The sequence below is a fragment of the Paenibacillus sp. FSL R5-0341 genome (assembly GCF_037975235.1).
Classification (GTDB): Bacteria; Bacillota; Bacilli; order Paenibacillales; family Paenibacillaceae; genus Paenibacillus; species Paenibacillus amylolyticus_A.
The window spans coordinates 3931788-3943586 of sequence record NZ_CP150241.1 but is presented as its reverse complement, the minus strand read 5'-3'; the positions used below and the strand labels follow the sequence as shown (position 1 = coordinate 3943586).

General features: G+C 45.9%; 15 protein-coding genes. 10 read left to right on the top strand and 5 right to left on the bottom strand.

Annotated elements, in window-relative coordinates:
- Positions 1–25: 25 nt before the first annotated feature.
- The gene (locus MKX75_RS17660) at positions 26–727 is read right to left on the bottom strand and encodes a Crp/Fnr family transcriptional regulator (RefSeq protein ID WP_339166240.1); all 702 of its coding nucleotides are present in this window, start codon (positions 725–727) and stop codon (positions 26–28) included.
- A gap of 71 nt (positions 728–798) precedes the next feature.
- Between MKX75_RS17660 and MKX75_RS17655 the strand changes: the two genes are divergently transcribed.
- A complete protein-coding gene (locus MKX75_RS17655; RefSeq protein WP_339166238.1) occupies positions 799–1527 on the top strand; it encodes a YwiC-like family protein in 729 nt (242 codons plus the stop codon).
- Positions 1528–1664: 137 nt separating this feature from the next.
- Positions 1665–2387, top strand: coding sequence for a ZIP family metal transporter (locus MKX75_RS17650; RefSeq protein WP_339166237.1), 723 nt, complete (start codon positions 1665–1667; stop codon positions 2385–2387).
- Between the two features lie 134 nt (positions 2388–2521).
- Here the strand turns inward: MKX75_RS17650 and MKX75_RS17645 are convergent, their stop codons facing one another.
- From MKX75_RS17645 to MKX75_RS17635, 3 genes are all read right to left on the bottom strand, one after another.
- The gene (locus MKX75_RS17645) at positions 2522–2947 is read right to left on the bottom strand and encodes a YlbF family regulator (RefSeq protein ID WP_062835088.1); all 426 of its coding nucleotides are present in this window, start codon (positions 2945–2947) and stop codon (positions 2522–2524) included.
- Between the two features lie 190 nt (positions 2948–3137).
- The gene (locus MKX75_RS17640; protein ID WP_339166235.1) at positions 3138–3824 is read right to left on the bottom strand and encodes a Crp/Fnr family transcriptional regulator; all 687 of its coding nucleotides are present in this window, start codon (positions 3822–3824) and stop codon (positions 3138–3140) included.
- A gap of 56 nt (positions 3825–3880) precedes the next feature.
- Complete coding sequence (locus tag MKX75_RS17635; protein ID WP_339166234.1) at positions 3881–4861, bottom strand: multicopper oxidase domain-containing protein; 981 nt, start codon at positions 4859–4861, stop codon at positions 3881–3883.
- Between the two features lie 291 nt (positions 4862–5152).
- Between MKX75_RS17635 and MKX75_RS17630 the strand changes: the two genes are divergently transcribed.
- From MKX75_RS17630 to MKX75_RS17600, 7 genes are read left to right on the top strand one after another with little or no spacing between them, the layout of a single operon-like run.
- A complete protein-coding gene (locus MKX75_RS17630; protein WP_076331472.1) occupies positions 5153–5761 on the top strand; it encodes a hypothetical protein in 609 nt (202 codons plus the stop codon).
- A 39-nt stretch (positions 5762–5800) separates the two neighbouring features.
- Positions 5801–6457, top strand: a complete 657-nt coding sequence (locus tag MKX75_RS17625; RefSeq protein WP_076331473.1) for a hypothetical protein — start codon at positions 5801–5803, stop codon at positions 6455–6457.
- Positions 6454–7011 carry a hypothetical protein gene (locus tag MKX75_RS17620; protein WP_076331474.1) on the top strand — a complete coding sequence of 186 codons (558 nt, stop codon included), beginning with the start codon at positions 6454–6456 and terminating at the stop codon, positions 7009–7011. The genes MKX75_RS17625 and MKX75_RS17620 overlap by 4 nt, the downstream gene beginning before the upstream one ends.
- A gap of 46 nt (positions 7012–7057) precedes the next feature.
- A complete protein-coding gene (locus MKX75_RS17615) occupies positions 7058–7792 on the top strand; it encodes an SMI1/KNR4 family protein (RefSeq protein WP_339166232.1) in 735 nt (244 codons plus the stop codon).
- Positions 7793–7813: 21 nt separating this feature from the next.
- The gene (locus MKX75_RS17610) at positions 7814–9115 is read left to right on the top strand and encodes a hypothetical protein (protein ID WP_339166231.1); all 1302 of its coding nucleotides are present in this window, start codon (positions 7814–7816) and stop codon (positions 9113–9115) included.
- A 34-nt stretch (positions 9116–9149) separates the two neighbouring features.
- The gene (locus MKX75_RS17605) at positions 9150–9572 is read left to right on the top strand and encodes a hypothetical protein (RefSeq protein ID WP_339166230.1); all 423 of its coding nucleotides are present in this window, start codon (positions 9150–9152) and stop codon (positions 9570–9572) included.
- A 50-nt stretch (positions 9573–9622) separates the two neighbouring features.
- Positions 9623–10198 carry an SMI1/KNR4 family protein gene (locus MKX75_RS17600; protein ID WP_339166229.1) on the top strand — a complete coding sequence of 192 codons (576 nt, stop codon included), beginning with the start codon at positions 9623–9625 and terminating at the stop codon, positions 10196–10198.
- A 91-nt stretch (positions 10199–10289) separates the two neighbouring features.
- On the opposite strand, the gene MKX75_RS17595 is transcribed toward MKX75_RS17600, so the two are convergent.
- Positions 10290–10616, bottom strand: coding sequence for a hypothetical protein (locus tag MKX75_RS17595; protein ID WP_175623704.1), 327 nt, complete (start codon positions 10614–10616; stop codon positions 10290–10292).
- A 108-nt stretch (positions 10617–10724) separates the two neighbouring features.
- Between MKX75_RS17595 and MKX75_RS17590 the strand changes: the two genes are divergently transcribed.
- Positions 10725–11774, top strand: a complete 1050-nt coding sequence (locus tag MKX75_RS17590; protein ID WP_339166227.1) for a leucine-rich repeat domain-containing protein — start codon at positions 10725–10727, stop codon at positions 11772–11774.
- Positions 11775–11799: the final 25 nt, after the last annotated feature.

Sequence of the window (11799 nt, the reverse complement as noted above, 5' to 3'; positions counted from 1 at the left end):
GGAAACCAGCAGTGGAGCTGGGTGGTTAAGCATCCCTCTGTTGCTTCAATGCTTGTAAATCAAGAATGATAATCCGGCTGCGATCCACTTCGAGCAAATGCTCTTTCGTAAGCTGGTTTAGAAGCCGGTTCGCTGTTTCCCTTGTAGTTCCGATGGAATTGGCGAACTCCTGATGTGTCATGGGCAGGTTGATGACAATTTGATCTCCATGTGTCTGCCCGTGCTGCTCTGCGAGCATGAGAAGGAAGGAGAGCACACGATTGCGCACATCCTGACCAGAGAGCACCTGTAATTTGTCCTGTAGTTCACGTATTTTGTCTCCGAGTACACGCATAATTTTGATCGCAATCGATGGTGTGCTGAGCATTAATCGTTCGAATATTCTGACAGGAATGGCCAGTAATTCGGTAGGGGTAATCGCTTCAGCGGTAGCCGGGTAGGGGTGTGCGTTAAAAAAGCCGGTGTGCGGGAACATATCCCCTGTTTTGAGGAAAGAGACAATCTGTTCATGTCCATTCTCATCCGTTTTATAGGCTTTTACAATGCCGGTACGAATGAAAAAAACAGCTTCTTTTTCGCTACCTTCGCTGAAAATAACCGTTTTCTTGTGAATGCTTCTGGAAATGGCGATATCTTCGACCTGCTTTAATTCCTCGGGGCTAAGGTCCTGGAAGATGGGGAACTGTTGTAGAAACTCCGCTGCTGTATCTTTGTTTACCCTGCTCATGAGAATCTTTCCTCTCTGTGTTCATATTTCAGAATTACGATATCACTCAATTCTAGGAGGTTAACTGTGAAGTGAAAACCAATACGCATACAATCGTTATCCCTCATGAACATGGCGGCTGGGCCATGGTTAGTGTACCTTTTCTGGTAGGTATGATTGCAAGTGGGCCGCAGTGGTTACATCTGCCCTTATTTGTAGCCTGGCTTGGACTATATCTAACCGCGTATCCGTTACTGCAGTCTTTAAAAAGAAATGCCAATCGACATCGCTTATACAAGTGGGCTGCAATCTACGGTACAGTGGCTCTAATCTGTCTAATCCCACCCGTTCTTGGTCAGACCTCACTACTATTCTTTGGCCCAGTTCTGGGCGGACTGTTGCTCGTGAACATCTGGCATGTAAGACACAAAGTAGAACGCTCGCTTACCAATGATCTGTGTGCCATGCTGATGTTCTCTCTAGGGGGAGCGGCTGCTTATCTCATTGGAAGTGGGCACTGGGACTATAGAATGGCAATCGTAGTTTTGTTTTCTTTCTTACATTTTACAGGAAGTACGTTCTTTGTGAAATCGGTCTTTCGAGAGCGAACGAATAAGCGTTGGCTGATGCTAACTCGTCTGGTACATATTCTTCTAATTCTCATACCGATAGTGATCGGATATCCTTGGATGTCTTTGGCATATGTCTATTCCGCCGTACGCACCTTCATATATTCAGGCAGAACACTGCGCCCTATGAAGGTCGGGATTATTGAAATCATTGGAGCCGTGCAGTTCCTGCTCTGGTCTATTCTGTTGTAATCCGCATCATTTCATCATAGCTTGAATTTTGAACATAACACGTGATATAGATCACAACGTCACAGGATTGTTTTGATTGCTCAGCCAAGGTTAATGGAATGATAGAACATAATTGAACTTGAGAGGGGTCGGCCCGGATGTGGACTGCATTCATGTGGGGCGGCATCTCTGCCTCAGCGGTTGTCATAGGCGCACTTGCAGCCTTGTTTCTGAAGATTCCCAAACGAGTCATTGGCTGGATTATGGCTTTTGGGACAGGGACATTAATCGGTGCAGCGACCTTTGAACTTCTCGGAGATGCGCTGAATGATGGAGGGATAATACCTACAGCCATCGGATTTACGGCGGGTGCCGTCGTGTATACGCTGTTTGACCTGCTCGTTTCTGCAAAGGGAGGGGCAGGGCGTAAACGCTCGGGAAGGTCAGGAGACTCGAATCAAAGCGGCCTTGGGATCTTTGCAGGCACGGTAATGGATGCTATCCCGGAATCCATCATGCTTGGCGCCAGCTTGCTGGCTGGCAACGGTGTCAGTGTGGTGCTGTTAGTATCGATCTTTGTCAGCAACATTCCTGAAGGTCTGTCCAGTACGGTTGGACTACAGGGCAAGTACAGTCGTGGCAAAATCATATTAATGTGGCTGAGTGTACTATTGATCTCCGCGCTTGCCGCGTTGGGTGGATATCTGTTTCTTGAGCAGCTTCCAGAGGAGATGGGTGCAGCCATTGGTGCATTTGCAGGTGGCGGGATTATTGCGATGATCTGCTCGACCATGATGCCGGAAGCCTTTGAAGAGGGTGGGCCAATTGTGGGTTTGATTGCATCCATGGGATTGCTCGTATCGCTGTTGTTGGATCTGTAGATGACAGAATAAGCTTCCGATCAATGTCCTCTCCGTTTTTGTGTAAATATTAGTTGAATTTATATAAAAAGAGTATCCGAACAGCGTGTTTTCTGATCGGATACTCTTTTTTATTATTTAAACGCAGGATGATATTAATGGCTACCGGAACAGCTGCCTCCGCACCCGCAAGCTTCCTTACCTAGTTCATTGGATTCGGGCAGGCGGTTCAATTCCACGGATTTCGTGAAATAGTGGCTGATCTGCTGATGTAGCTGGCTGAACTCGCGTTGTGCATAGATGAACCGGCGAATGAGGGGATGATCATAGAGTGCGCGTTCTTCCTCTTCATACACCTGAATTTCAGATGCAAGCAATTCAATATTCTGCCGTTCTTTTTCTTCCAGTGCCTGATGCTTCTCCATAAATTTCTCATACTGAGTCGTAGCTTGCTCATCTGCAGCAAATTGATCAATCATGTCTCGCATTTCTTTGTAGCCTTCATCCTGTAGCAGCAGTGAACAGAGCTCTTGCATTTTGTGCATAATGATCTGTTTGTCCAATTTAACAACCGTATTCATCGCATAAACCTCCTGAAGATCTTTTCTTAACTGTATACTGTAACGCTAGGCTGCACTGTGACGATACTCACATCCAATGTGAAATATAATTCTTGTCCCAAAGCTATATAAGCTGAACTAATCATTCACACGTTAACAGTGAGGGGAAGGTCATTCTGCCCTCGTGTTGTTAGTGCAAATAATCTTTAGGTCAGGACGGAACCATTTCCCTTAACTGTTCCAGTTGAAGAATAAGGATACAGTTCCCTGTAACCTGAAGCAGTCCCTGAGTTTGCATTATGGCGAGTTTGCGACTAAGGGTTTCGGGTGTAATCCCGAGTAGCAGAGCCATATCTTTTTTGAAAACAGGCAAGCGGATCTCATGCTTTGCATGATTTCGGGTATGAAAATACAAAAGCAACTTGGCAATCTTCTGTTCCGTTGTCATCGCACTGAGCGAGCTGTTCCATTCATCTGTTTCACGGAGCAGATTGGAAATGGCAAGCAGGAAATGATAAGCAAGCTTCGGATCATGTTCAAGTAACTGGTCAAAGTCATGCTTGCTGATCGAGCAGATGGCCGAAGGCTCCAGAACTTCGGCGTTCGTGGCATGTGGTTTTTGGTGTAACAGGGAATCTTGTCCGAAGAAATCTCCGGGAAACAGAAACCGGATAATATGTTCCTTGCCATTTTCATTGTATTTGGATAACTTCACACACCCCTGATGAACCACGTAAAGCGTATCTGAGCGTTCTCCCTCCTGGACGACAACTTCGCCTTTGTTATATTTGCGGGTATGCAAAAGGGAGGTCAGCAATGCAGCTTCGGATGGATCAAGATGCTGGAACAGAGATACTTTGGAGAAACAGGCTTCCTTCGCTTCGTGCGCACAGATCATTGTTCAATCACCTCGAATTATTCAGGATGGGTATATCCATTACCTATTGTCATGTCTCAGTGAGACATGGCGGGTCCACCATGATCCGTACCATCCTTGGTCACACGCAGAACAGCGGCAGCGCCTTTGGCTACATGGTTGAACTGATGGGTTACAATCGCATAATCGCCTTCTTCGGTCACGGTGAACTCTACAACAGCTCCACCACTTGCGGGAAGCATAACCGTCTGTATTCCATACTGGATGTTGCGTGGATTCCCGTCGATATACACACGGTCCATAAGGGTACCCACAACGTGGAAGGATGAGACTTCATTGGGCCCGGCATTACTGACATAAATCCGAACCGTATCTCCTACTTTGGCTGTCAGGGGATGTTTTACTAATCCATAATCATTGCCGTTAAATACGACATAATCCGGTTCCCCGTTCAAAAAAGTTTCGTAATCATGCTCTTTATACCATTCACTCTGAACAAGGGTATACTCACGATCAACCAAGTGGTCGGAAGGGTATCCTGCTTTGGGTTCAACAATAATCATGCCGTACATACCGTTAGCGATATGGGCAAGAACCGGTTTGGTTCCGCAGTGATACATGAATACACCGGGTGAGGAGGTGGGATAGGTGAACGTGCCTTCCTCGCCTGGCATAACATCAATAAATTTGCTGCTGGGAGCAGCATGTACAGCATGAAAATCCATGGAGTGAGGCAAACTGGAATCTTTATTTTTTAACGTGAACACTAAGGTATCTCCCTCCGTCACACGAAGTACCGGTCCGGGGACGGTACCATTAAATGTCCAAGCGTTGTAGATTACGCCTTCGGAAATTTCAATATTCGTAACCTGAGCCGTCATTTCAATATATACCGTAGTCCCTTCTCTACGAATGATCGGGTCCACCGGAGGTTGACTGACTGCAGAGGAGGGGGATACTTCATTGTGGTGAACTGGTTTAACCGTATCAGTTGTACTACAGTGAGAGAGAGTTGCTGAAAATATGGCGAATACAAGTGACCATTTATATACATTCATTAAGGAAAACATAGGGACACAACCTTTACTCAAGTGATGTTTTTCACAATCTGAAAAGTAGGTAATCTTTCATTTCAGTAGTTATTTAGTTATAGATTACGTTATTGAGGAGGAGACGGGTGTGATGAGGCACACACTTGGGTATGTCGTATTAGAGACATTTTCAACAATCTACCTGCAATTCTTGTGCTGAGGAACGGAGTTTCATATAATTTTAGAGAGATGAATTGGTAAATGTTGCGTATTTTCATGCTGTATGTGTCGTAGTTTCAGGAGAGGGGCGGATGGGGTATGAAACGTTTTGAAGATGAAGGTGCGTATAAGTACAGTTTCTATTCGGTGCTTCGACGGGGAGAGCGGATTGATGTGAAATGTCCCAAATGCGGTGGGCACGCTTCGATTGAACAACGGAATGGTCAAATGGGATGGAAGTGTTTCGAATGTTACGCTCAAGCTTTTGAAGAACCAGTATATCAATATAATGCCAAGGGGAATTGTGCTGTATGTGAACGCTGGTTTAACGTGGAAGTCACAGACGAGAAGAAGACGTCTCATCGATCTACGCATGTGGAATGTCCGCATTGTGGTTCTGTTAATCAGGTTGAATTACATGCCAAGCCGACATACCAAAGGTGTTTTTCCGAGATTCGTGCAGGAAAAGATCCTGTATTCGGCCTGGAATTATACTTCCTGGATGATATCAGAGGAAAAATCTTGTGGGCTGTGAATCGGGAGCACCTGAATTATCTCATTGCTTATGTTTCCGCAGATCTGCGTGTAAAACATGCAAATATGCCTATACGAACGGCTTCACATAGTATTCCGGCTTATATCAAGGATGCGAAGAACAGGGATGTAGTTGTGCGTACACTGTCAAAGCTTCAGCACAAGACTGGATGAGAATGGAATTGAAGAGTTAAAGCTGCAAGGAGAGAAGATATGAAACTACGCGTAAAACTTACTATTTTTGCAATCATTCTGGGTATGTTGATGATTCCGGCTTATTTTATTTTACAGACATTTGGTGTATTTCAAAAAGAGACCGTATTATCTGACTATGCTCTCGCCGTTGATGTTAATGGGAAGTCCTATGAAGCCTGGCCGCTGATTAACAGTTTTGCAGCGATGGACAAAGAGGAAGATAACCGTCAGTTTTATTTCCGGATTGATATGAATCATATCCAATACCTGTTTAATCTGGCCTATCAGGAGTATGATGTGAAGCCCGGCGGGGACAATCCTTATCTAGCTGGTACAGTAAATTATCAACGCACAGATCACAACTATGTGCAGACCGAGAGACAGTATGAGAACGCCAATGATTTCACAACGGTTTTGAATCTGTATGATCAGGAGGGGCAGGTGATTTACACCTACAATAACACCGGCAAGGGAGATAAACAGCTGGTAGAATCCATTATTCATCAAGGGATGAGCCGTTCTACGAATGGTGGTGGCGGTGAAGCCGTGCGCGATCCTTATATCAATATTACGGCGTTATTTCGCGACAAGCTAAACATCGATGTGAAACTGACGGTGGATGAGGAACACAAAGTGGTTACCATTCGAATGAATAAATCGGAGGCGAGACGATGAATGAGTATGGTGTACAACAAGGACCTGCTTATCTGGAAGGATTAACTAGGAAGGAAGAGGACATAACGTCCGATGAAGTGGAGTGGAAAGGCAAACTTCAAACGAGTGATGGACATGATAAGTTCCATATTTTTTATTATGGTGACTTGACGGAAGATGATCTGATTACTTGGCATGATTCGACACCGCTTCTTGTATATGCAGAGCATACCGTCACGGGCGAGCGTTATCTACTTATTGATGCTGCCAAGCATGGATATGATGCCATGTTATGTGAGACCTATTCGAAAGAAGCACTACATGACAGACCCCTTCGTCCTTATCTGGATGTTGAAGGAGAGGATATCTTTGAGGTAGAGTTGACGGCCTACTATAATGTGCCTTGGGATGATGAGTTTGGCGAAGAAGTAGATGAGCGTGGTACGTATGAACTGATCACGGGAGAACGTATGCATTTTGATCAGGTCAAACGTGATGGATATGATGCCTTTGCCATTCGCATTCTGAATCGCAAAGGGGTATGGACTGACATTGTACAGGAAGAATTGGCGTAGATCTGAATACGAATGAACTAAACTGAGAGATGGGAGATGTCGACAAATGTATATGGTATCCCGTGGACTTAAGCCAGTTCCAGCAGAGGAACTGGATCACTTTGAACAACAGCACGCCATCTCGCTACCTTCGTCATATCGTGCCTGGATTGAACAATACGGAGAGGGTACATACACGGGCTGGATGAATGTGCAAAGACCAGACCCGGAAGTGCTGAAGCCTTTTGTTGAATATGATTTTTGGATACATACGGACGATTCGCCCATAAGTCAGCATCAACTTGAGCAGTGCATCACGATTGGCAGTTCTGTGGATGGAGATTTCCTTGCTGTTCATCCAGAAGTTGAGGGGCTATTGTGGCTACCACGTCATGATGAAAATATCACCTTATGGACATGCACGGAGACTGAATTTGGTGTAACGCTGGATCGGATCTATTGCGGATATTACCATCAGGATAAACCGATAACACCATTATACTACGAACCGTGGAATGAGCTACGGAAGCATACGTTTTATCACTTTACGGGGACGGAACAGGGAAGCTCCATGAAGGAACTCGCGGATACGTGCAAGACGGAATTTAAGTGGGACGCTGTGTTGGAGAATGAGTACATGTGCAAGCTGTTTATGGCATCGATGGGAGGATATTTACGATTTAACTATGCAACTGGGAGAGAAGTTGCCCTGTTCTATGAAGAAAAGAATGGTGCGGAGGAGGCGATGGATAACGAAATCAGTCTGTTTTTGCAAGCACATCATTGTACGACATATGAATAGGGGCAGAGTGGAGGACAACATATGAGTTGGTTAAAGGAAGACATCGCGGAACAATGGCGCAATGAGGGCAAGCGTTATGCAAGGGATGTCAATGCATTTGTACGGAGAGGCATGCAGGGAGAGCAACCAGATGAATCCGAGCTGGAGGGAGACTCCAGAAGTGGTATGAGTACTAAGGTTTTACATATGGTGAGACAGGCCAATCTCCAAGGTGACTTGGAGATGCTCCGACGTGAGCTGCCAGCATCGACGTGGCCATTGAGCGAGGCGTTTCAGGCTTCCATGCAGGCGGTCAAAGTTGTAGGGTATCTGAACGAAGAGACGTGTGTATGTAATACGGGTATCTTCACGGAGAATGGTCAGATATATACGATGGATCAGCACGGATGGCAGTTGATTTCTTCGTATACTTTTGCAGGTTGCTCATCAGATGGATTGGACTATGCGCTTGCAGGACCGGAAGGTATTCGTGTTATCCGTCAGCCTGATCGCAAGCTGGAAGGACAGGAGATAGCGACATATCGTTGGGAGGATATTCAATCCCGGATACAGTCTTCCTTACCTCGGATTGAATCACTTGCGGACTGTGAGCATCCCGAACGGACACTTGAAGGACTTATACCTATGGACGAAGGCAGAGCACTACTTATACTTTCACGATACGGGATATATCTGGTAACGCAAGCTGAGGTGACCTTGCTTCATCCCGATCTGGCAGAGATCGAAGAATATGAGCTAGAGGATACACAGATAGATATGGGACATGCAGCTGTATCACGGGATGGTCGATGGATTGCCTATGGCAGCCAAGGGAGCAATCATATGGTGATGGACCGTCATTTGAGCAAGACATACTCCCTATATCCGGAATCGAGCTATCCTCATTATGCAGCATTCACCAGTGATAACCAGACCGTCTGGTTTAACGCATGTCATTTCTACAACGGGGTAACGATACAGGTTCCGCTGGAATCAATCGCAGGTAACGAAACGAAGGAAGATTGGCCGATCATGGATGAGAAATCACGAGTGTATGCAGCGGTGGAAATAGAGGCGGGAATGGTGCTTGGGGATGCATATGGTTATCTGTATTGTGTGAATGGCGAGGGTGAGGAAGAATGGCGTCATTTTGTAGGCAGTACGATCTATTCTCTCGCTGTATCCCCTGAGCAGTCCAAGCTAGCAGTAGGTACCTATGGCGGCATGTTGCACATGTTCAACCTTCGTTCCAAAGAAATGGACGAGTACGGGATCGGTACAGGCACTCTTCGTGAGCTGGAGCGATATGTGTTGTGGCGTGGAGAAGAGCCTCTGCGCTGGTGAGGCAGCAGGATAACCTGTATAGGGGGGTGAAGGAATGGAACGTGAAGAGGCTCTAGCGTTATTAAAATGTCATGCTTTTTCCTATGATGATCTGAGTCATCCCAAGATGGAGAACGGTTTTATTGGCAGTCTGCGGCCCTTCCGTGGACAATTGATTGAGGAGAATTTTCATGAGTTGATGGGGATACTTCGTGTTCTGGCATCCGAACTTGCACGGCCTTCACTGGATCGGGAAGTTATGGCATGTCTATGGGGAATTACTCATATGGCACGCGCCTGGGCTATTGAACCTGATGGTATGCTTCGCAGCAACAACCTCATCTCGGACGAACAGGTGGCGTTGATGGAACAATGGCTTAATTTGTTATCTTATGCAGTCATGATTCTGATTGAAGGCGGCGGAGAGGAAGAAGCGTTTTGGGAATATCATCAATATCTACAAGAAGAGAAGAACTGAGATAGGCAGGTGGAGTGAGATTGGAGCCGAATCTATCAATAAACGTGCTAATGGACGAGCTGAGTCGCTTGTTAGATGAGAGAATACAGGATCAAGAGATTCGGCAATTGTTCGAAGAATATCAACAACGGGAAGGTGCATCCCAGGAAAGTCTCGATGTATTTGAAAAAGAGTATGGCGTCCGGCTGCCTGGCGATTTTCGTACCTTTTACCAAGGCAAAGACGGCAGTGGCTACGGGTTGCATGTGCTGTACCCGAGTGATGCCGAGAACGGTCGATGTACGCCATTTTATCTGATGTCATTGGAAGAGATTCGAGAGACCAAACAATACTTCTGTGAAGTGGATGAGAAGCTCGAAGAGTATTATTCTGCCGAAGAGATCAGCCAGCTGGACCCGGAGATCAAACCATACCTGTTTCATAAATCATGGATCCCTTTTGCAACAATCGCGGGAGGTTCACTGTATCTGATGCTCGATTTCGATCCAACGGCGGAAGGCAAGTATGGTCAGATTATCATGTACGTACACGATCCGGACTTTGTTTATTACCTAACACCTACCTTCACAGATATGCTCAGCATGTCGAACCGTAATCTGAAGATGATGGATGAGATTACATATTAAAATCCTGCACGATTAGACAATTCCTTCAATAATAAAGAAGCTGCCGAAGCAACTTCTTTATCTGAACAAGTACTTTGAATGAGTCTAATGATTACCACTGGAAGAAACGATGTCCGTGAAATCCTCCACCTGGAGGTCCTCCGTGTCCACCGGGACCACCCGGACCGCCAGGTCCACCGCCGTGAGGTCCGCCGGGATAGCCACCTCCAGGGAAAGGACCATGGTGCCCACCGGGATAACCGCCTCCTGGATAGCCACCATGCCACCAAGGACCACCGATCGGAAATGGCAGTGGAAAAGGAACAATGGGTGGGTATGGATAGGGATAAGGGTAAGGGTACGGTGGGGGTGGTGGATAATAAGGGTAAGGATAACCCGCAGGTTGCGGGGATGACACTGAACCAGGGCCGTATGCCATGTAACAAGCCTCCAATGACTGGATTGATGATATCAGCCTATGCCACAGTGGTTTCAGGTGATACAGCAGATTGAAGATTAATGAATACAGAGTAATGAGGGGGAACCTATGGTAGCCGTAGCTTTTCACACCGATCCAAGAGGAACTGCCTATGAACTGTTGATTGACGAATTGATCGAAAAGACAGATCGTTTTATGCTAGTTGACAGGAAGTATGCTGAAGAAGCTACACCTGAAAGAGTTGCAAAAGTGTTACAGAGACTCGAGCCGTATCTGATTGAAAACAGTACGATGGAAGAAATGATGATGCAAAGTGGTGCTATGTACTCAGAAGGGATCTACTACATATACCGTTGCACGCCGGAATCAGGGCAGGTCCTTAAGGAGGAAGCCAATCGCTTTCATGACTGGTGTTATCCGTCATTGCCGGATGATCTTTGTTTTCTGGAAGAGGACGGGAGTGACTATTTCTATACTGTTTCTCATGAGAATATGTATGGGATGCATATTACACAAGAAGAAGCAATTGAGCTAATGGAGCGAATCACTGGGTTATTTTTTAGATTAGATCGGCATCAGGACATTCATTGCTTACTGGACGATGCGATTAGACATCAGACCGATGTGCTGAATATTAGTTCACATTACTTGAAAGAGATTCCTGAACGGATTCGGGAATTGAAGCACTTGAAACGTTTGACGATTTTTGAGCAGGATGTTTATACGCTTCCTCCAGCTCTTTTTGAACTGACAACATTGGAAGAATTGGAGATCATGACGGCCGATTTGGAAGGTATTCACCAAGACATTGGGAAATTGGAACAACTTCGAGAGCTGAGAATTTATTGCGGCAGTTCATATCATGTTCCAACCGGGTGGAAGCCGAAGGAAAAGTCGGACCTTGGTCTGAAGCATATTCCTGCCGAGATTGGTGAATTGAGCGAACTGGTGACTCTGGATATAGGATACTCGGGCATTCGTGAACTTCCGCCTGAACTGGAGCAACTGAAGAAGCTGCGTTATTTGAGTGTAACTAATGGTTTAATCGAGGAAACGCCGGATATGGTGAAGCGAATGAATTGGCTTCTGGGTGTGAATCTGAACAGTACTCCATTGGGAATTAGTTTGGAGCACATCTTGAGCGAGGAAGAATCTTAATATCAAATGAGCCCTGCTCGGGATG